At 66.1% G+C, this 20,435-nt stretch carries 17 protein-coding genes and 1 pseudogene; 11 read left to right on the plus strand and 7 right to left on the minus strand.

Annotated features, from left to right (window positions below; all coding sequences use genetic code 11):
* The first annotated feature begins 24 nt into the window (after nucleotides 1–24).
* The 3 genes from DNK34_RS05210 to DNK34_RS05220 are packed head-to-tail and all read left to right on the plus strand — an operon-like array spanning nucleotide 25 to nucleotide 7,351.
* Nucleotides 25–2,868 carry a TonB-dependent receptor gene (locus tag DNK34_RS05210; protein WP_131177247.1) on the plus strand — a complete coding sequence of 948 codons (2,844 nt, stop codon included), beginning with the start codon at nucleotides 25–27 and terminating at the stop codon, nucleotides 2,866–2,868.
* On the plus strand, nucleotides 2,868–5,663 hold the full coding sequence (locus DNK34_RS05215; protein WP_131177246.1) for a M16 family metallopeptidase: 2,796 nt from the start codon (nucleotides 2,868–2,870) through the stop codon (nucleotides 5,661–5,663). The genes DNK34_RS05210 and DNK34_RS05215 overlap by 1 nt, the downstream gene beginning before the upstream one ends.
* A complete protein-coding gene (locus tag DNK34_RS05220; RefSeq protein WP_131177245.1) occupies nucleotides 5,660–7,351 on the plus strand; it encodes an ABC transporter ATP-binding protein/permease in 1,692 nt (563 codons plus the stop codon). Before DNK34_RS05215 ends, DNK34_RS05220 begins: the two co-directional genes overlap by 4 nt.
* 350 nt (nucleotides 7,352–7,701) lie before the next feature.
* Here the strand turns inward: DNK34_RS05220 and rnk are convergent, their stop codons facing one another.
* Together rnk and cyaY are read right to left on the minus strand one after the other, a co-directional pair.
* Complete coding sequence (gene rnk, locus DNK34_RS05225) at nucleotides 7,702–8,109, minus strand: nucleoside diphosphate kinase regulator (protein WP_131177244.1); 408 nt, start codon at nucleotides 8,107–8,109, stop codon at nucleotides 7,702–7,704.
* Nucleotides 8,110–8,267: 158 nt separating this feature from the next.
* On the minus strand, nucleotides 8,268–8,600 hold the full coding sequence (gene cyaY / locus DNK34_RS05230) for an iron donor protein CyaY (RefSeq protein WP_131177243.1): 333 nt from the start codon (nucleotides 8,598–8,600) through the stop codon (nucleotides 8,268–8,270).
* A gap of 447 nt (nucleotides 8,601–9,047) precedes the next feature.
* On the opposite strand from cyaY, the gene lptM reads away from it, so the two are divergent.
* The 6 genes from lptM (at nucleotide 9,048) to DNK34_RS05265 (ending at nucleotide 13,634) form a co-directional block, all read left to right on the plus strand.
* Nucleotides 9,048–9,173: an LPS translocon maturation chaperone LptM gene (lptM, locus tag DNK34_RS05240; RefSeq protein ID WP_131177241.1), complete on the plus strand. Its 126-nt coding sequence runs from the start codon at nucleotides 9,048–9,050 to the stop codon at nucleotides 9,171–9,173.
* 9 nt (nucleotides 9,174–9,182) lie between these two features.
* Nucleotides 9,183–10,430 carry a diaminopimelate decarboxylase gene (lysA, locus tag DNK34_RS05245; RefSeq protein ID WP_131177240.1) on the plus strand — a complete coding sequence of 416 codons (1,248 nt, stop codon included), beginning with the start codon at nucleotides 9,183–9,185 and terminating at the stop codon, nucleotides 10,428–10,430.
* 5 nt (nucleotides 10,431–10,435) lie between these two features.
* Complete coding sequence (gene dapF, locus DNK34_RS05250) at nucleotides 10,436–11,266, plus strand: diaminopimelate epimerase (protein WP_131177239.1); 831 nt, start codon at nucleotides 10,436–10,438, stop codon at nucleotides 11,264–11,266.
* Nucleotides 11,263–11,958 carry a DUF484 family protein gene (locus DNK34_RS05255; RefSeq protein ID WP_131177238.1) on the plus strand — a complete coding sequence of 232 codons (696 nt, stop codon included), beginning with the start codon at nucleotides 11,263–11,265 and terminating at the stop codon, nucleotides 11,956–11,958. The genes dapF and DNK34_RS05255 overlap by 4 nt, the downstream gene beginning before the upstream one ends.
* Nucleotides 11,959–12,036: 78 nt before the next feature.
* Nucleotides 12,037–12,942 carry a tyrosine recombinase XerC gene (xerC, locus tag DNK34_RS05260; RefSeq protein ID WP_131177237.1) on the plus strand — a complete coding sequence of 302 codons (906 nt, stop codon included), beginning with the start codon at nucleotides 12,037–12,039 and terminating at the stop codon, nucleotides 12,940–12,942.
* Nucleotides 12,939–13,634, plus strand: a complete 696-nt coding sequence (locus tag DNK34_RS05265; protein WP_131177236.1) for an HAD family hydrolase — start codon at nucleotides 12,939–12,941, stop codon at nucleotides 13,632–13,634. The genes xerC and DNK34_RS05265 overlap by 4 nt, the downstream gene beginning before the upstream one ends.
* Nucleotides 13,635–13,840: 206 nt before the next feature.
* On the opposite strand, the gene sutA is transcribed toward DNK34_RS05265, so the two are convergent.
* The 5 genes and pseudogenes from sutA to glnK all read right to left on the minus strand — a co-directional run bounded on the left by sutA (nucleotide 13,841) and on the right by glnK (nucleotide 18,150).
* On the minus strand, nucleotides 13,841–14,161 hold the full coding sequence (gene sutA, locus DNK34_RS05270; protein ID WP_131177235.1) for a transcriptional regulator SutA: 321 nt from the start codon (nucleotides 14,159–14,161) through the stop codon (nucleotides 13,841–13,843).
* Between the two features lie 433 nt (nucleotides 14,162–14,594).
* A pseudogene (locus DNK34_RS05285) lies at nucleotides 14,595–14,926 on the minus strand (secondary thiamine-phosphate synthase enzyme YjbQ); the annotation flags it as partial.
* A gap of 165 nt (nucleotides 14,927–15,091) precedes the next feature.
* On the minus strand, nucleotides 15,092–16,339 hold the full coding sequence (locus DNK34_RS05290; protein ID WP_131177233.1) for an ammonium transporter: 1,248 nt from the start codon (nucleotides 16,337–16,339) through the stop codon (nucleotides 15,092–15,094).
* A 116-nt stretch (nucleotides 16,340–16,455) separates the two neighbouring features.
* A complete protein-coding gene (locus tag DNK34_RS05295; protein WP_131177232.1) occupies nucleotides 16,456–17,772 on the minus strand; it encodes an ammonium transporter in 1,317 nt (438 codons plus the stop codon).
* A 39-nt stretch (nucleotides 17,773–17,811) separates the two neighbouring features.
* Complete coding sequence (gene glnK, locus DNK34_RS05300) at nucleotides 17,812–18,150, minus strand: P-II family nitrogen regulator (protein ID WP_003096476.1); 339 nt, start codon at nucleotides 18,148–18,150, stop codon at nucleotides 17,812–17,814.
* A 405-nt stretch (nucleotides 18,151–18,555) separates the two neighbouring features.
* Between glnK and DNK34_RS05305 the strand changes: the two genes are divergently transcribed.
* Nucleotides 18,556–18,828, plus strand: coding sequence for an accessory factor UbiK family protein (locus DNK34_RS05305; RefSeq protein WP_131177231.1), 273 nt, complete (start codon nucleotides 18,556–18,558; stop codon nucleotides 18,826–18,828).
* 34 nt (nucleotides 18,829–18,862) lie between these two features.
* Nucleotides 18,863–20,353 carry a YifB family Mg chelatase-like AAA ATPase gene (locus DNK34_RS05310; protein ID WP_131177230.1) on the plus strand — a complete coding sequence of 497 codons (1,491 nt, stop codon included), beginning with the start codon at nucleotides 18,863–18,865 and terminating at the stop codon, nucleotides 20,351–20,353.
* The last annotated feature ends 82 nt before the right edge of the window (nucleotides 20,354–20,435 follow it).

Here is a 20,435-nt window from a genome sequence, read left to right on the forward strand (position 1 = left end):
TCGTTGGCCCACTCGGGGAACCTCATGAACAAGCAGTCGCAGCGACTCGAACGCCCTTCCACCGCCCCCCAGAAACTGGGCCGGGCCATCGGCCTGGGGCTTCTCGGCCTCTGCGGCGCGCTGCCCCTGTCGCCCAGCCATGCCCAGGAAGCGCCCAACCCCGGCAGCACCCTGCTGCAGCGCCAGCACAGCTTCGCCATCGACGCCCAGCCCCTGGCCGACGCGCTGATCGCCTTCGCCCAGCAGAGCGGCTTGCAGGTCAGCGTCGATGCGAGCCTGGTGGGCAACCTGCGTGGTAATGCGGTACACGGACAGATGAGCAGCGAACAGGCGCTGGCGCGGCTACTCGCCGACAGTGGCGTCAGTTGGGACTACCAACAGGGCCTGGTGACCTTCCGCGCCACGGCGGAGTTGAGTAACGGCGCCGCGCTGGAACTGGGCAACACCGTGGTGCTGGCTCGCGAGGCGGACCAGTTCCCTGGCGAAACCACCATCGACAGCCGCGCCATCCAGGCCTTCCCCGGCGCCAACGGCGACATCACCACCCTGCTGAAGATGCATCCCGCGGTGCAGTTCAGCGGCCAGCAGCAGAGCAGCAACACTCCCGGCGAGATCGACCCGGCGGATATCAGTATCAACGGTGCCCGCTACTATCAGAACAACTTCATGATCGACGGGATCAGCATCAACAACGACCTCGACCCCGGCTACCACACCTATGGCAGCATCCAGGCCTACGACGGCGCACCCGGCCGCTCCCATGGCATCGCCCTGGACGCCGACCTGCTGGAGAAGGTCAAGGTCTACGACAGCAACGTGCCGGCCGAATACGGCGGTTTCAACGGTGGCGTGATCGACGCCGTGACCCGCCGTCCCAGCAAGGAGCTGCACGGCAAGCTGTCGGCCTCCATGACCCGTTCGGAGTGGACCAGCTACCACATCGACGATGACGACGCGGACAGCTGGGAATATCCGAGCACCGGCGAGTACCAGCCGGAATTCCTCAAGACCACCGTGCGCGGCACCCTCGAAGGCCACCTGACCGACGACTTCGGCGCCATTTTCCATTTTTCCCAAAAGCGCTCGACCATCCCGCAGTATCGTTTCGAAAGCGGCTACGTCAGCCCGGGCCTATCGGAGAAGAAGGATCAGACGCGACGCATCGACAACTACCTGCTCAAGACCTACTGGAACGTCAACGAGCGACTGAGCCTGGATACCTCGCTAGTCTATGCGCCCCAGGACAACTACCACTTCGTACGCAGCCGCCTCAATTCCGGCTTCAACCTGAAAAGCGGCGGCTGGCAGGGCTCGCTGAACGCCGTATGGCAAGGCGACCAGGCAACCTGGACGCACAAGCTGGCGCTGACCCAAGTGGAAAACTCGCGCAAGGCCGAAGCCGACCACTACATCAACTGGTATTACTCGGCCAGCAAGAACTGGGGCTATCCCGGCAGCACGACCGCACGCAGCGCCGAGGGCAGCTTCGGCGACATCTATCAGGAACAACGCGGGGCCGAATACAGCCTCAAGGCCGACTGGCAGCCACTGTTCCTGCTGGGCAGCGAGCACAATTTCACCAGCGGTCTGGAGCTGTCCAGCAAGGACGCCGTGTGGGAGCGTCCGACCGATGCTTCAGGAACAACGGGCTTCCGCCGTGACAACGGCACGAATTGCAACGGCGTCAGCGACCTCTGCTCGATCGGCACCCAGCTCAACGGCAACACCCGTCAGTACTCGAGCCTGAAGGTGCTCTACGCCGCCGGCAAGATCGAGGCCAGCGAGAACAAGTACGCCCTGTACCTGCAGGACCGCCTGCATTGGGGCCGCTTGACCCTGCGCCCAGGGCTGCGCTTCGAGGGCGACGACTACATGGACAAGAAGACCTTGGCACCGCGCTTCGTCGCCAGCTATGACGTTTTCGACGACCGCAACACCATCCTCACCGCCGGCGCCAATCGCTACTACGGACGCAACCTGTTCAAATACCGCCTGGCCGACGGCCGCCAGGCCCTCAACACCACCATGTCCCGCACCAGCGCCACCGGGCAATGGACCATGACCAGCCAGGCCAATACCAACAAGTTCTCCTCGCTGAACATCCCCTACGATGACGAACTGTCGCTGGCCATCGAGCAACGCTGGCTGGATACCGACTTCCGCCTCGGCTACGTACGCCGCTACGGACGCGACCAGGTGGTCCGTGCCTACGGCAGCACCGCGGGACTCGGTCAGGGCGATAACGTCACCTACGCCAGGAACTACTACACCTACACCAATGCCGGGCGCAGCGACAGCGACAACGTCAGCCTGACCATCACCCCGCAACCGACCCTGAACCTCGCCGGCAGCCGCACCAATTTCCAGTTCGCCGCCGACTGGTCGCGAACCCTGAACGCCAACAGCAACTACGAGAGCATCGTCGACAACAACGAATTCGTCGACAACGAGGTAGTCTACGACGGCTCGATCATGCGCTACAGCGAACTACCGACCGCCGACTTCAATCGACCCTGGACGCTGCGCCTGACCAGCATCACGGAAATCCCCGCGCTGCATCTGACCTGGAGCAACTTCTTCCGCTACCGCGGTGCCTACGACCAGCTCTACAGCACCGACGACACCGTGGAGATCGACGGCTCCATCTACGAGCTCTACGCCAATTACCGGGTCAAGGCCGCACCGACCTGGGACACCCGCGTCCACTGGGAACTGCCCACCGGCAAGGATCAATCGGTGTTCGTCGCCGTCGACGTGACCAACGTCGCCGACAAGATCAACCGCACCTCCTACAGCCGCAGCGGCACCAACTACACCTCCTACGAGGCAGGCCGCCAGTACTGGCTCGAAGTCGGCTACAAATTCTGATGGCGGGTACCTGGACAAGCAGGCTGGCGGGTCTGCTCGGCGCATTGCTGCTCGGCGCCTGCGCCAGCCCGCCGCCGCCCGACACGCCACTGCGCTGGGACGAACGCGTGATCCGCGGCGAACTGGCCAATGGCCTGCAATACAACCTGGTGCGCAGCGACGCCCAACCCAGGCGACTGGATCTGCGCCTGACAGTGCACGCGGGATCGGTGGACGAGGACGACGATCAGGTCGGCGTCGCCCATATGCTCGAGCACCTGGCCTTCTACAGTCATGGCGGCGATCCGCTCGATGTACGCCAACGCCTGCAGCAGGCCGGCTGGCAGCAGGGCCGCCACTACAACGCGGTGACCAGCTACGACCGCACCCAGTATCTGTTCAGCCCGCCCGAAGGCAACGTGCACACCGGGCTGGCCCTGCAGGCCCTGGCCGATCTGGTGTTCGCCGCGGATTACAGTGCCGCCGACCTCGACCGCGAGCGCCCCATCGTCATCGAGGAATGGCGGGGCGGCCTCGGCGTGGCCCAGCGCATGAACGCCCAGCGCACCGCCGCCCAGCGCACCGGCTCGCGCTACCCGGCGCACCGCACCATCGGTAACCGCAAGGCCATCGAGCAGGCGCAACTGGCCGCCCTGCAGGCCTTCCAGCAACGCTGGTACCGGCCGAACAACATGGTGCTCAACATCGTCGGCGATTTCGCTCCCCAGCAGATGAGGCGCCAGATCGAGCAGGTCTTCGGCCAGGCGGCTCCGGCTGCGCTGGGCCCGCGCGAACAGCTGGAGCTGCCACTGGATCGACGGCTCAAGGTGTTTCGCGTGCAGGACAGCCAGAGCGGCAGCAACCAGGTCGCCCTGCTGTTTCGCTTCCAGGAAACCGATCGCCGCCAGCAGGATCTGGCCGCCAGCCGCGAGCGGCTGATCGATCGCCTGGCCCTGGCCGTGCTCACGCGCCAGTTGCGCCACCAGCCTCGAGAAGAAGGTGTCAGCAGCCTGACCGCGGTGAAAACCCAGATCGGCCGGCGTAGCGGGGTCCTGGCGCTGGCCGCCGGGGTCGACGGGCAGCACCACGACGTGGCCCTGGATAGCCTGCTGCGTGAACGGCAGCGCCTGTATCGGCATGATCTGCTGGCCGCAGACGTCGAGGCGGCCAAAGGCGAGATCCGCCGGATTGCCGAGCGCATGCTGGCAACGCCCGAACCTCGTGACTTCGACGGCTGGGTACGCCAGCTCAACGACGCCACCCTGGCCGAACGCGTGCTGCAGGATCCCCGGGACATCGCCCGCCATGCCCTGGCCAACCTGGACAGCATCGGCGCCGCCGACTTGCAGCAGCGCATCAGGCACTGGCTGAACAGCCGCGACCGCGTCCTGCAACTTAGCGCCCCGGGCGATACGCCGCTGCCATTGCCGTCGGCAGCGGCCGTCGAGCAGCGCTGGCAGCACTGGTCGCAGGCCAGGCTGGAAGCACCGCAGGCGCCGCGTGCCGAGGTCGAAGCGCAGCCCCCCGAGCTGCTGGCCACGGCGCCGAGCGGCAGCATCGGCGAGCGTCGCACGTTCGCCACCGAGGGCGTCGAGCACTGGCACCTGAGCAACGGCGACCGCCTGGTCTGGCTGCGCCGCCCCGGGCTCGACGGCAAGGCGCAGTTGCGCGTCGATTCCAGCGCCGGCTTCATGCACCAGGGCGCGTTGCCGTGGCGGGCGCAGATCGCCAATCAGTTGGCCCTGCAGACACCGCCTTCCGGCTGGAGCGACGAGCAGCTACGGGCCTGGCGACAAAGCGAAGGCGTACAGCTGTCCTTCGAGCAGGGCCCGCGGCGCCTGGAAGCCAACGGCAGCGCCAACCCCGCACAGCTGGCCAGCCTGCTGGCCCTGTACCAGCTGCGGCAGACCCGCGACGAACTGGACGAGCAGGCCTATCGCGCGGCCCTGGACGACCTGCGCGAGCGGCTGTCGCGTCAACGCGACAGTGTGCGCAGCGAACAGGACGCCACCTGGCGGCAACTGAAACAGGGCCGTGAAGACTGGCAGAGCCCCACGGCCGAGGCCATCGATGGCCTGCAGCGCGCCACCCTGGAACAGGACTGGCGACGCCAGGCCGCAGCCCCGGTGACCTACTACCTGATGAGCGACCTGCCGGCGACCGAACTGGAACCTCTGGTTCGCCGCTACCTGGCCGGAATCCCCCGTGCTCAGGCGCTGAGCAGTGCACAGCCGGAGCGCCAGCCCGGTCGCCGCCAGGCGGTCCTGGCCATCGCCCTCGAGCCGCGGGCCAGCCTCTACGCCAGCAGCTTCCGGCCCCGCCCCTGGAATCCCGGCGATGCCGCGCGGGTCGCGGCGCTGCGCGAGATTGCCAACAGCCACTTGAAACAGCGGCTACGCGGCGAAGCCGCCGGGGTCTACCGGCTGAAATTCGACAGCGAGCTGAGCCCCGAATACCAGCGCATCGACAGCGAACTGCACTTCAGCAGCGATCCGCGGCGCCTCGATGAACTGTGGGCACTGGCCCGCCAGACCCTGGCCAGCCTGCCCGACCACCTCGACGAAGCCACTATCGCCCCGCTGCGCGCCGAACTGGCCCGCCAGGAACAGCGCCGGCGCCAGGACCCGACCAGCCAGTTGCACCGCCTGGTGCTCAGCGAGCGCGCCTGGGGCGATCCGCGCTACCTCAGCGAGCAGCGCGACCTGCCGGCCGCCCTCGAACTGGAGGCGATGAGAGGCCTGGCCCGGCAATTGTTCGTCACGGAAAACCGCGTGCTGCTGCGCGTTCTGCCGCAACAAGCGGAGGCGGTGCGATGAAACTGCTGCGCACCTTCTTCGCCCTGGCCCGGCCGTTCTGGCTGAGTCGCGCCGGCTGGCCGGGCTGGGCCCTGCTCGGCGGGGTGTTCGCCATGGGCCTGGGCATCGTCCAGGTCAACGTCTACATCAATGAATGGAGCAAGACCTTCTACGACACCCTGGCGACCTTCGACGGCCAGGCGCTGCTCGGCCTGATGGGCCAGTACGCCATGGCCATCGCCGCGCTGGTCGGCGTGATCGTCGCCAAGAACTGGCTGACCAAGGCGCTGATCCTGCGCTGGCGCCAGCACCTGAACGCGCACCTGCTCGCGCAATGGCTCGGCGAGCGCCGCTACTACCGCCTGGGGCTGAACGGCGAGCCGGATCATCCGGACCAGCGCATCGCCGAGGATGCCTACCTGCTGACCGACAAGACCGTCGGCCTGGTGGTCTCGCTGTTCATCAACACCCTGCAGCTCGGCGCCTTCGTCAGCATTCTCTGGCACTTGTCCGGCACCCAGACCTTCACCCTCGGCGGCTACAGCCTGACCCTCGACGGCTACCTGGTCTGGGCCGTACTCCTCTATACCCTGGTCGGCACCCTGGCCACCCACTGGCTGGGGCGACCGCTGCACGGCCTCAACTACGAGCGCCAGCGCAGCGAGGCGGCCTTTCGCGCCGACCTGCTGCGCAAGCGCGAGCATGCCGAACAGATCGCCCTGTATGACGGGGAACAGGCCGAGCGCCACAGCCTCGGCCTGCGCTTCGCCGCGATTGCCGACAACTGGCGAGCGCTGATGCGCCGCGAATTGAAGCTGGGAACCTTCACCGTCGGTTACGACCGCGTCAGCCTGATCGTGCCGGTGTTTCTCGCCCTGCCCGCCTTTCTCGCCAAGACCATCACCCTTGGCGGGCTGATGCAGATCCGCACGGCCTTCGGCGCGGTACGCGAATCGCTGAGCTGGTTCATCAACTCCTACCGGACCCTGGCCGAATGGAGCGCCACGGTGCAGCGCCTCGGCCAGTTCCAGCGGGCCCTGGAACAGCTGCAGCCGATCGAACTCGGTCGCGGCGAAATCCTCAACACCTGCGGGCTGGACGTGTTGCGACCCAATGGCGAAGCACTGTTATGCGGTCTGGCGCTGCATGCCCGCCCGGGCGAATGGCTGCACCTGGCCGGCGCCAGCGGCCTGGGCAAGTCGACCCTGCTGCGCACCCTGATGGGGCTCTGGCCCCATCATCGCGGCACCTGGCAACTGCCCGGCGGGCGCAGCCTGCTGCTGCCACAGAAGCCCTACCTGGCCAGCGACCGGCTGGATCGATTGCTGGCCTACCCGGCGCTGCAGATACCCGCGGAGCCAGAGCTGCGCCAGGCCCTGGCGGATGTCGGCCTGGATCACTTGCAGAACCAGTTGCAACGTGAGGCAGAGTGGGCGCGGGAACTGTCGGGCGGCGAACAGCAGCGCCTGGCCCTGGCCCGCGCCCTGCTCTACCGCCCGGACACCCTGTACCTCGACGAAGCGACCAACCAACTCGACGAACAGGCGGCCTGCCGCCTGCTCGAACGCCTGCGCCAGCGCCTGCCGCACTGCACCCTGATCGGTGTCAGCCACCAAGCCGCGGTACAGCGCCTGTTCGAGCGCAGTATCGACCTCCAGGAATGCACAGCGGACTGCAAACCGGCCAGCCTGGAGAACGCTCCGGCCTAGGTGGCCGATGCGCCTGAGACGGCGAACGGAACACGCGCAATGCGGGATGCGGCCATAAGGCGCAAGCGGACGTAGGATGGGTCGGGCCGCGTAGGTGGAACCCATCGGCATATCGATGGGTTCCACCCATCCTACGAACTTGCTTTCGTGGGAGGGGCTTTAGCCGCGAGCTCTTCGCGCTTTATCGATCCCATCGCGGCTAAAGCCCCTCCCACAGTCACAGGGCGCGTAGGGTGGATTGGGGCGCGTAGCCGAAGATTCTTTCATCCACCATTGCAATTGCAGAGCGGTGGACAGGTCGGGCCACGCTGGTGAAACGTCGCCTACCAACGGCCGGACACAGACGCTCCCTAGCGCGCGTACTCACCCGCCGCTTCCGGCTGGTATTCCACGGCCAGCAGGGTCAGTTTCAGCAACTTGCCACCGGGGGCGGCCCAGTCGATGTGCTGGCCGACGCTCAGGCCGAGCAAGGCGCTGCCGACCGGGGCGAGGATCGAAACGGTGCCTTCGGCGCCGGCATCCTGCGGGAAGACCAGGGTCAGGTGGTAGTCCTTGCCGCTGCTCTCCTCGCGACAATGCACCCGGGAATTCATGGTCACCACACCGGCCGGCACCTGGTCATGGCCAACCACGTCGGCACGATCCAGCTCGGCCTGCAGCGCCACGGCGCCCGGCCCGAAATCGTCCAGGCTGTCGAGCAGTTGTTCCAGACGCTGCAAGTCGGTACGGGTGATGGTGATGGGCGGTGTACTGGTCATGGTACGTGCGTGTCTCCTTTACTGGGCGCCAATAAAGCAAAACCCCGTCTGAACGACGGGGTTTTGCGTAGGTTTCCTCGACCGTACCACAGTCACTCAAATAAACAAGGCCGGCTCATCCGTACCCCGGCCGGGGTACGGATGGCCCGGCGCCGGGCTCAGAGTTCTTCGAACTCGAGGTGCGCGCCGGACTGTTCGAAGACGATGCGCTCGAGCATTTCACCGAGTTGCTCGTCACTGCTGTCGCAGATCCAGCGCTCGCTGGCCTGGTCGTAGTCGAAGTGGAAACCGCCGGAGCGGGCAGCCATCCACAACTGGCGGATCGGTTCCTGACGGCTGAAGATCAGTTGCGAGCCATTGTCGAACCGAACCGTCAGTACACCGGCGGAGTTCTCCAGGTCGAGGTCCAGGTCGCTGTCGTCGAGAATGTCCTCTACCGCCTGCTGCGTGGCGTCGACCAGGTCGTGGAAACGGGCTTCGCTCAAACTCATTGCACTTACCTCAAGAAAAATTCAGCACCATCGAAAGAACGGATCGGCTCACAGCAAGTGGCCCGTGCAACGGCGCAACGCCCGACTCGCTGCCGCCGGCACGCAAGCCGATTTCGCCCGGCCGCAGAGCCGGATCGCGCAGATAATGCAGCAACCCTTGCCGCCGCGTCTCGTCCAGCAGTGGCGAGCAGGATAACCCGGCTTGCCGCAGGCGCCGCTGCAAAAGTGCGCGGAGCGAGCTGCAGGCTGCGCGCCAGAGCATGCCGAGCGGCGGCGGACAGGGACGGATCAGGCGGCACGATGCCGTTCATCGCACCCGCCCGGCATGAGGCCGCAGACCGGCGGCACGCGGCAAAGCCCCGCCGGACGGGAATCCTGGCGCATAGGCAAGGTGCCGGGGGGCCGGTATACTCCCGGACAATGATGCTTTATTACAAGGATTCCACCATGAAGCGGCTGTTCACTGCCCTCGTCGCGCTCGTCGCCGTCGCCACCCTGCTCGCCGGCTGTGGCCAGAAAGGCCCGCTGTACCTGCCGGACGACACCCAGTCCGCGCCAGCGCAAGACGAATAAGGACGCCCCATGAACACCTTCAACTACCGCGACGGCGCGCTGTTCGCGGAAGGTGTGGCGTTGTCCGCCATTGCCCAGCGTTTCGGCACGCCGACCTATGTCTACTCGCGCGCCCATATCGAGGCGCAGTATCGCGCCTACGCCGACGCCCTGGCCGGCATGCCGCACCTGGTCTGCTTCGCCGTCAAGGCCAACTCCAATATCGGCGTGCTCAACGTCCTGGCCCGCCTGGGTGCCGGCTTCGACATCGTTTCCCGGGGTGAACTGGAGCGCGTCCTGGCCGCCGGCGGCGAGCCGTCGCGCATCGTCTTCTCCGGCGTCGGCAAGAGCCGCGACGACATGCGCCGCGCGCTGCAGGTCGGCGTGCACTGCTTCAACGTCGAGTCCAGCGACGAACTGGAGCGCCTGCAGCAGGTCGCCGCCGAGCTGGGCAAGACCGCGTCGATCTCCCTGCGGGTCAACCCGGACGTGGACGCGGGCACCCACCCGTACATTTCCACCGGCCTGAAAGAGAACAAGTTCGGCATCGCCATCGCCGATGCCGAAGCGGTCTACGCCCGCGCCGCCGAGCTGGGCAACCTCGAGGTGATCGGCGTCGACTGCCACATCGGTTCGCAGCTGACCAGCCTGCCGCCCTTCCTCGATGCCCTCGACCGCCTGCTGGCGCTGATCGACCGGCTCGGCGAGCGCGGTATCCGCATCCGCCACCTGGATCTGGGCGGCGGCCTCGGCGTGCAGTACCGCGACGAGCAGCCACCGGCAGCCGGCGACTACATCGGCGCCGTACGCGAGCGCCTCGGCGCGCGCGATCTGAGCCTGGTCTTCGAGCCGGGCCGCTCGATCGTCGCCAACGGTGGCGTGCTGCTGACCCGCGTGGAATACCTCAAGCACACCGAGCACAAGGATTTCGCCATCGTCGACGCGGCGATGAACGACCTGATCCGCCCGGCGCTGTACCAGGCCTGGATGGACGTGGTGCCGGTACAGCCGCGCGATGCCGCCAGGCGCCGCTACGACATCGTCGGGCCGATCTGCGAGACCGGCGATTTCCTCGCCAAGGAGCGCGAGCTGGCCCTGGCCGAGGGCGACCTGCTGGCCGTGCGTTCGGCCGGCGCCTATGGTTTCGTCATGAGTTCCAACTACAACACCCGCGGCCGCGCCGCCGAGGTGCTGGTGGATGGCGAACAGGCCTTCGAAGTACGCCGTCGGGAAACGCTCGCCGAACTCTTCGCGGGCGAAAGCCGCCTGCCGGAGTGATGCCGATGTTATTGCGCTTTACCAAAATGCATGGCCTGGGCAACGACTTCATGGTGCTCGACCTGGTCAGCCAGCATGCCCACATCCAGCCGAAGAACGCCAAGCAGTGGGGCGACCGCCACACCGGCGTGGGCTTCGACCAATTGTTGCTGGTCGAGCCGCCACAGCGCCCGGACGTCGACTTCCGCTACCGCATCTTCAACGCCGACGGCAGCGAAGTGGAGCAGTGCGGCAATGGCGCGCGCTGTTTCGCCCGCTTCGTGCTGGACAAGCGCCTGACGGTGAAGAAGCAGATCCGCGTGGAAACCAAGGGCGGCATCATCGAGCTCAACGTCCGCGCCGACGGCCTGATCACCGTGAACATGGGGGCGCCGCGCCTGGCACCGGAGGAAATCCCGTTCGTGGCCGACAGCGAGGCCCTGAGCTACAGCGTCGAGGTCGAAGGCCAGGCCCATGAGCTAGCCGCGGTCTCCATGGGCAACCCCCATGCCGTGCTGCGCGTGGACGCTGTCGACAGCGCCCCGGTGCACGAGCTGGGGCCGAAGCTGGAACACCACCCGCGCTTTCCACAGCGGGTCAATGTCGGCTTCCTGCAGGTCATCGACCGCCAGCGTGGCCGCCTGCGCGTGTGGGAGCGCGGCGCTGGCGAGACCCAGGCCTGCGGTACCGGCGCCTGCGCCGCCGCGGTGGCGGCCATCCGCCAGGGCTGGATGGACTCGCCCGTACAGCTGGAACTTCCCGGCGGCAAGCTGTCCATCGAGTGGGCAGGCCCGGGCCAGCCCGTTATGATGACAGGCCCCGCGGTTCGTGTGTATGAAGGACAGGTTCGCCTATGACTGACCAGCAGGATTCGCCCAAGCCACTGGACTCGGAAACGGTCGCCGCCTACCTGCGCCTGCACCCCGAGTTCTTCATCGACCACGACGAGCTGATCCCCGAACTGCGCATTCCGCACCAGCGTGGCGACACCGTGTCGCTGGTCGAACGCCAGGTCAAACTGCTGCGCGAGCGCAACATCGAGATGCGCCACCGTCTGTCGCAACTGATGGACGTCGCCCGCGACAACGACCGCCTGTTCGACAAGACCCGCCGCCTGGTGCTCGACCTGCTCGATGCCACCAGCCTCGAGGAAGTGGTCAGTTGCGTGGAAGACAGCCTGCGCAGCGAATTCCAGGTCCCCTTCGTCGGCCTGATCCTGTTCAGTGACACGCCCTTGCCGGTCGGCCGCACGGTCAGCAGCGCCGAAGCCCACCAGGCCATCGGCGGCCTGCTCGCCGGCGGCAAGACCATCTGCGGCGTCCTGCGCGAGCACGAACTGAACTTCCTGTTCGGCGAGGCCGCTGGCGAGGTCGGCTCGGCCGCCGTGGTGGCCTTGTCCTACCAGGGCCTGCACGGCGTACTGGCCATCGGCAGCGCCGACGCCCAGCACTACAAGAGCTCGCTGGGCACCCTGTTCCTCGGCTATATCGCCGAGGTGCTGGCACGCGTGCTGCCCCGCTTCGCCACACCGCTGCGTTCCGTACGCTGAAGCAGCGGCAAGCTTCAAGCCACAAGCGTCAAGTTGAAGCAAAAGCGCTGTCACATCGCATTACTTGGAGCTTGAAGCTTGAAGCTTGCAGCTAGCCTTGACGCCTACCTCGAACACCTGCGCAGCGAGCGCCAGGTTTCCGTGCACACGCTCGACGGCTACCGGCGCGACCTGAACAAGCTGCTGGCCTACTGCGAACGTGAACAACTCGACGACTGGGCCGCGCTGGACGCCGCGCGCCTGCGCCGTCTGGTCGCGCGCCTGCACATGGACGGCCAGTCAGCGCGCAGCCTCGCCCGTCTGCTCTCGGCGACACGCGGCCTGTACCGCTACCTGATCCGCGAAGGCCATTGCCGCCACGATCCGGCCAGCGGCCTGACACCGCCCAAGGGCGAGCGCCGTCTGCCCAAGACCCTGGATGCCGACCGGGCCGCGCAACTGCTCGACGGCGCCCTGGAAGACGATTTCATCGCCCGCCGCGATCAGGCCATGCTCGAACTGTTCTATTCCTCCGGGCTGCGCCTGTCAGAGCTGGTCGCCCTGGATCTCGACGGCCTCGACCTGCCCGCCGGGCTGGTCCGGGTACGCGGCAAAGGCAACAAGACCCGCGAGCTGCCGGTGGGCCGCAAGGCCCGCGAGGCGCTGCAGCAGTGGCTGCCCCTGCGCACCCTGGCCAACCCGCCGGACGGCGCCCTGTTCATCAGCCGCCAGGGGCGCCGTATCGGCCCCCGCGCCGTGCAACTGCGCGTGCGCCAGGCCGGCATCAGCGAGCTGGGCCAGCACGTTCACCCGCACATGCTGCGCCACTCCTTCGCCAGCCACATGCTCGAGTCCTCCCAGGATCTGCGCGCCGTTCAGGAACTGCTCGGCCATGCCGACATCGCCACCACGCAGATCTACACGCACCTGGACTTCCAGCACCTGAGCAGTGTCTACGACAGCGCCCACCCGCGGGCCAAACGCCGCAAAGCCGAGGAATCATGAGTATTCGCCTGATCACCTTCGACCTCGACGACACCCTGTGGGACAACCGCCCGGTGATCGCCGGCGCGGAAAGCGCGATGCGCGACTGGCTCGGCGAACACGCGCCACGGCTGGCCGCCCTGCCGGTGGAACACCTGGGCCAGATCCGCGGGCGCCTGCTCGAAGGCGAGCCCACCCTCAAGTACCGCCTCAGCGAATTGCGCCGGCGTACCCTGCGCCACGCGCTGCAGGGCATCGGCTATGCCGAGGACGAGGCGTCGCAGCTGGCCGAAGGGGCGTTCCAGGCCATGCTCGAGGCGCGCCACGCCATCACCTTCTACCCCGACACCGTCACCACCCTGGAGCGGCTCGCCAACCGCTACCAGCTGGGCGTGATCACCAACGGCAACGCCGACGTGCGCCGTCTCGGCCTGGCCGATTACTTCAGCTTCACCCTGTGCGCCGAAGAGCTCGGTGTCGGCAAGCCCGACCCCAGGCCCTTCGCGGAAGCCCTCAGTCGCGCCGGCATCGCCGCAAACCAGGCCGTGCATATCGGCGACCACCCCGGCGACGACATCGCCGGCGCCCAGGCCGCCGGCCTGCGCGCGGTCTGGTTCAACCCCCAGGACAAAGCCTGGAGCGGCGCCAGCGCGGCCGACGCGCAGATCCGCCGCCTCGCCGAATTGCCGGCCCTGCTCGAGCGCTGGGGCTGAAAGGCAGCGCGACTGAAGCCCCGACCAACCCATCGATAATTGATGGGTTGGCACCCATCCTACGGCCTGAGGCTGAAGCCCCTCCTGCAAACTCGAAGCCAGCTCCGTGGGAGGCGCTTTAGCGGCGATCGCTCCTGGAACCGCCACCGCATAAACGCAAAAGCCCGCCTGGAGAGGCGGGCTTTTGCCTGTGGCGTTCGGGTCTATCAGATCGGGCGGCTGCCGTACTTGCTGTCCGGCTTCTTGGGCGGATCGGATACCACATTGGGCTCCACCTCCTGCACCTTGCCACCGCGCGACAGGAACTCTTCCATGGCACGAGCCAGGGCATCACGCTCCTTCTGTTTCGCTTCGACGCTCGGCAGTTCCTCGACCTCTACGGCCTTGGCCTTGGCTTTCTTGCCGGGCGCGGCAACATCGGCATCGCCGTCGTCATCGCTGACTTCGCCGTCCGCTGCCGCCAGCTCTTCGCCCTCGTCCTCGTCAGCCCCTTCCAACTCGTCTTGTTCCAGATCTTCGTCGCTCATGTTCAACCTCATGACTTGCGAAAAGCAGGTTAGTTATAGCCCAGTCGCCCGGTGTTGACCGGGCGAGCGGAAAAAATTCAATTCGCCGTACCCTGCAAGGTCGCCAACACCCCCCGAGATCCGCCATGCTCGCGATGCTCGCCGAGGTAAATCCCCTGCCAGGTGCTAGGGTCTGTTAACGTTTCAGCGCAAGCCGCGTTGCTGCGCAAAATCTCGCCAGGCTAGGCGGAGGACGCCGGGAATGGCGTTCCCTTGCCAAGTCCTCCAACAACGCATGGCGAGATTTTTCGCGCAACCCGCAGGGCCGGGCCCGTTTTGCCGCGAATGCTACGTTTCTCGACGCTCATTTGGAACACCAAACTTCGCGTCTCGTGCCTTGCCTCGCGGCACAACGGGCTCCGGCGCGGTCGTGCTGAAACGTCAATAGACCCTAAGCCAACTGCCCATCGTGTATCGGCAGCTGCAGCTGAACGCCCAGCAGACTCGCCTTGAAATGCGCCGGCAGGTCGTCCGGGCCTTCGTCGCAGTGCTCGAATCCATCGACGTCCTGGGGGACGAGACGATTGAAGAACCGCTCGAAGTCCCGGCGCACGGCCGGATCGGCATTCTCGTTGATGCTCAGGGACGCCCGGTTAGGGATGCCGACGTGTGCTGCAGCCACAGGTGCAACAGACCCACCCGGTAGCTCGCCAGTTCCGGTAACGCATCCTGCAGTTCATCGGTTACCAGGTGAAAGCCCCTTGGCCGCGGACGCAGGCTGATCACGTCGACTCGCTCATTGCTTCAACGCGCGCATTCTAGCGCGCTGCGCAAAAAAGCAAAGGGCGCCGAAGCGCCCTGTGCAATCGATCCAGGCGCCGTCTGGCGACGCCCTTGGCGGCGCACTCCGCACAGGGAGAAACCGCCCCTGCGCAGAACCGCCCCCGTGCATCACTTCTGGCTGGTGAACTCCGGATAGGCTTCCATCCCACACTGGGAAAGATCCACACCTTCGTATTCCTCTTCCTCGCTCACGCGCAGGCCGAACAGCGCCTTGATCACGGCCCAGACGATCAGGCTGGAGATGAAGACCCAACCGAAGATGCCCAGGATACCGATGATCTGTGCGCCGAAGCTGGCTTCGGCATTGGTCAGCGGCACCGCCAGCACACCCCAGATACCCACGACACCGTGCACGGAGATGGCACCGACCGGATCGTCGATCTTGATCTTGTCGAAGGCCAGGACGCTGAACACCACCAGGGCGCCACCCACGGCACCGATCAGGGTGGCCTGCAGGCCGCTCGGCGACAGCGGGTCGGCGGTGATGGCCACCAGGCCGGCCAGGGCGCCGTTGATCATCATGGTCAGGTCGGTCTTGCCGAACAGGATGCGCGAGACGATCATCGCCGCGATCAGACCACCGGCGGCCGCCATGTTGGTATTGACGAACACTTGCGCAACGTTGTTGGCCGAGTCGATATCGGAGATCTTCAGCTCGGAACCACCGTTGAAACCGAACCAGCCCATCCACAGGATGAACATGCCCAGGGTCGCCAGCGGCAGGTTGGCACCCGGAATCGGATTGACCTGGCCGTTCGGGCCATATTTGCCCTTGCGTGGGCCGAGCAGGATGACACCGGCCAGAGCCGCGCTGGCACCCGCCATGTGCACGATGCCGGAACCGGCGTAGTCGGAATAGCCCAGCGCGTCCAGCCAGCCCTCGCCCCAGCTCCAGGAGCCCTGGATCGGGTAGATGAAACCGGTCATGACCACGGCGAAGGCCAGGAAGGGCCACAGGCGCATACGCTCGGCCACCGCCCCGGAAATGATCGACATGCAGGCGCCGGCGAAGACGATCTGGAAGAAGAAGTCGGAACGCGCCGAGTAATAGGGCGCATCTTCTTCACCGGTCACCGCCTCGGCGAGGTTCTCGTCGCCGATCAAAAAGCCCAGGCTGGGGAACACCATGCCATCCGAGGAGTACATGATGTAGTAGCCGACCAGCAGGTACATCACCGAGGCGATGGCGAACAGGGAGATGTTCTTGGCCAGGATCTCGGTGGTGTTCTTGCTGCGCACGAGCCCTGATTCAAGCATGCAGAAACCTGCCGCCATCCACATGACCAGGGCGCCGCAAATCAGGAAGTAGAACGTGTCGAAACCATATTGCAATGCAGTCAATGCTGTGTTGTCCATTTTTCACCTCTAGCCGTCGCGCTTGTTCATGCGCTATTCGGTCGAGGCGCCCGGGTTGGCTCCGGACGCACTCCGTGTGCTTCGCGCTCGCCACGGGTGTGGCGAACCCCCAAGACTTACAGGATGTAGCCGCGCTCGTTGTGCTGAGCCAGGTCGAGCCCGACCGACTCTTCCTCTTCGCTGACACGCAGGCCCATGACCACGTCGATCACCTTGAGGATCACGTAGGTGACGATGGCGGTGTAGATCACGGTGAAGGCAACGCCCTTGAACTGGATCCACACTTGCGCAGCGATGTTTTCCACCTCGCCGAAGCCACCCAGCGCCGGCGCCGCGAACACACCGGTGAGCAACGCCCCGATGATGCCGCCGACACCGTGCACGCCGAACACGTCCAGGGAGTCGTCGTAGCCCAGCTTGCGCTTGAGGCTGGTGGCACAGAAGAAGCAGATGACGCCCGAGGCCAGGCCGATGATCAGTGCGCCCATCGGGCCGACCGTACCGGCGGCGGGAGTGATGGCGACCAGGCCGGCGACCACGCCGGAGGCGATACCCAGCGCACTCGGTTTGCCGTGGGTGATCCACTCGGCGAACATCCAGCCCAGCGCCGCGGCGGCGGTGGCGATCTGGGTGACCAGCATGGCCATGCCGGCCGTGTCGTCAGCCGCGGCGGCGGAGCCGGCATTGAAGCCGAACCAGCCGACCCAGAGCATGGCGGCACCGACCAGGGTGTAGCCCAGGTTGTGCGGCGCCATGGCCACGCTGGGGAAGCCCTTGCGCTTGCCGAGCACGATGCAGGCGACCAGACCGGCGATACCGGCGTTGATGTGCACCACGGTGCCCCCGGCGAAGTCCAGCACGCCCCAGTCCCACATCAGGGCGCCGTCGCCACTCCAGACCATGTGCGCGATCGGCGCATAGACCAGGGTGAACCAGACGGTCATGAACACCAGCATGGCCGAGAACTTCATGCGCTCGGCGAAGGCCCCGACGATCAGTGCCGGGGTGATGATGGCGAAGGTCATCTGGAAGGTGACGAACACGCTCTCCGGGAAGGCTTCGGTCAGCGATTCCTTGGTCAGGTTGCCGAGGAACATGTTGCCCAGGCCGCCGACGAAGGAACTGAAGTTGGTCACCCCCGCTTCCATGCCGGTGGTATCGAAGGCCAGGCTGTAGCCGTAGACGAACCACAGGATGCTCATCAGCGCGGTGATGGCGAAGCACTGCATCATCACCGACAGGACGTTCTTCGAACGCACCATGCCGGCGTAGAACAGCGCCAGGCCCGGAATGGTCATGAACAGCACCAGCGCGGTGGCGGTCAGCATCCAGGCCGTGTCACCGGAATTCAGGGTCGCTTCCTGGGCCACGGCGAGCCCTGGGGAAAGCAGAGACAAAAGGGCTCCGAGCCCTGCGACTTTTCGCAGAGTCATGATTTAACTCCTGGGACGATGGGGTGGGGGCGCTGGCGCTTAGATCGCGTCGGTATCGGTCTCGCCGGTACGGATGCGGATCGCCTGTTCCAGGTTGACTACGAAAATCTTGCCGTCACCGATCTTGCCGGTGTTGGCGGCCTTGGTGATGGCCTCGATGACACGATCCAGTTGATCGTCGGCGATGGCCACGTCGATCTTCACCTTCGGCAGGAAGTCGACGACGTATTCGGCACCGCGATACAGCTCGGTGTGACCCTTCTGACGGCCGAAACCCTTTACTTCGGTAACGGTGATGCCTTGCACGCCGATTTCCGACAGTGACTCACGGACGTCGTCCAGCTTGAACGGCTTGATGATGGCAGTGACTAGTTTCATGAAACTCTCTCCCGTGTAAGGTGGACTTGCCCCAGGAATTTCTACCCCGAACCAAGTCTAAGCGCAGTGTCTGGCTTTTGTAATGCACCGACCCGCCATCGCTGGCAGACGCCGATACCACCAACCGCTCCTGGCGAAACACTTCCCCGCCGCGCACAACGCAGCGGAACTGCATCGGTGCATGCGTCATGAGCGACTAAGCAGAAAGCTTGCCAACCCCCGTAAAAAGCTTTTTTTCATGAAGTTACGGGAGCTGCGCATGGGCCGGCGCCAGCTCCCCCACAGCGCTCGCACCATAAAGGCGCAAAACGGCGTGCATGGACGCACAAATGAGGTGCAAAGACCTCGAACAGCTCACGGATTGCGCCGTGCTACACTGCCGCCAATCGTTTTCGGAAGGTTCCCATGCTGCCACCCAAAGCCCTGCTCGATGCCCTAGGCGATCACGCCTCGCGCCTGTTCAATGGCGAGACGCCGCTGCCGCGCAACGAGTTCGAAACCCAGTTCAAGGCCTTGCTGCAAAGCGCTTTCAGCAAGCTCGATCTGGTCAGCCGTGAAGAGTTCGACAGCCAGATGGTGGTGCTCGCCCGCACCCGCGCGCGCCTCGAAGCCCTGGAGGCCAAGGTCGCGCAAATGGAGTCGCACACCGAGCCGGCGCCGCCACCACCCGCCGAGTAACTCCACTCGGCCGCCGGACGATCAAGGAGGATCGATGTCCCTGGCCATAGTCCACAGTCGCGCCCAGGTGGGCGTTGACGCACCCGCGGTCACCGTCGAAGCGCATCTGGCCAATGGCCTGCCGTCGCTGGCGCTGGTCGGCCTGCCGGAAACCGCGGTCAAGGAAAGCAAGGACCGCGTGCGCAGCGCGATCCTCAACTGCGCCTTCGATTTCCCGCCGCGACGCATCACCCTGAACCTGGCGCCCGCCGACCTGCCGAAGGACGGCGGGCGCTTCGATCTGGCCATCGCCCTGGGCATTCTCGCCGCCAGCGGGCAGGTGCCCGCCAGCGCGCTGGACGCGCTCGAATGTCTCGGGGAGCTGGCCCTGTCGGGGGCGCTGCGGCCGGTGCAGGGCGTCCTGCCCGCCGCGCTGGCGGCGCGGGCGGCCGGACGCACCCTGGTGGTGCCCAAGGCCAATGCAGAGGAAGCCAGCCTGGCCTCCGGCCTCGAGGTCCTGGCCGTCGACCACCTGCTCGAACTGGTGGCGCACCTCAACGGCCATACCGTGCTCGAGCCCTACCAGGCCCAGGGCCTGCTACGACGCTCCCAGCCGTATCCGGATCTCGCCGAGGTACAAGGCCAGGTCGCCGCCAAGCATGCCCTGCTGGTGGCCGCCGCCGGCGGCCACAACCTGCTGTTCAGCGGTCCGCCCGGCACCGGCAAGACCCTGCTCGCCAGCCGCTTGCCGGGCCTGCTGCCAGCGCTGGACGAACAGGAGGCCCTGGAAGTGGCGGCCATCCAGTCGGTCGCCAGCCACGAGCCCTTGCAGGCCTGGCCGCAGCGACCGTTTCGCCACCCGCACCACAGTGCTTCCGGGCCGGCGCTGGTCGGCGGAGGCAGCCGCCCGCAGCCGGGCGAAATCACCCTGGCCCACCATGGCGTCCTGTTCCTCGACGAGCTCCCCGAGTTCGATCGCAAGGTATTGGAGGTGCTGCGCGAGCCGCTGGAAAGCGGGCATATCGTCATTGCCCGCGCCCGCGACAAGGTACGTTTTCCGGCCAGGTTCCAGCTGGTCGCGGCCATGAACCCCTGCCCCTGCGGCTACCTGGGCGACCCCAGTGGCCGTTGTCGCTGCAGCACGGAGCAGATCCAGCGCTACCGCGGCAAGCTGTCCGGGCCACTGCTCGACCGGATCGACCTGCACATCACCGTGGCCAGGGAAAGCACGGCGCTGAGCGTCCCGCAGGCAGCGGCGGAAGATACCGCCACGGCCGCCGCACGGGTGGCCGCCGCGCGCGGCATACAGTTCGCGCGCCAGGGCATGGCCAATGCGTTTCTCGATCTGGCGGGTCTGCGCGAACACTGCACGCTCGCCAGCGCGGACCGGCAATGGCTGGAAAACGCCTGCGAACGCCTGACCCTGTCCCTGCGCGCCGCCCACCGTGTGCTCAAGGTGGCGCGTACCCTGGCCGACCTGCAGGCGCAGCCCGACATCGCCCGCCAGCACCTGGCCGAGGCCCTGCAATACCGCACCAGCCTCTGAGCACCCATGCCCCATCTGCTGCCGCGCTAAACACAGGCTCCGACGCAGAAATAGGTGGAACGAATGCATGAGCAAAGCTATC

This window comes from Phytopseudomonas dryadis (assembly GCF_004327355.1).
GTDB classification, from domain to species: Bacteria; Pseudomonadota; Gammaproteobacteria; order Pseudomonadales; family Pseudomonadaceae; genus Aquipseudomonas; species Aquipseudomonas dryadis.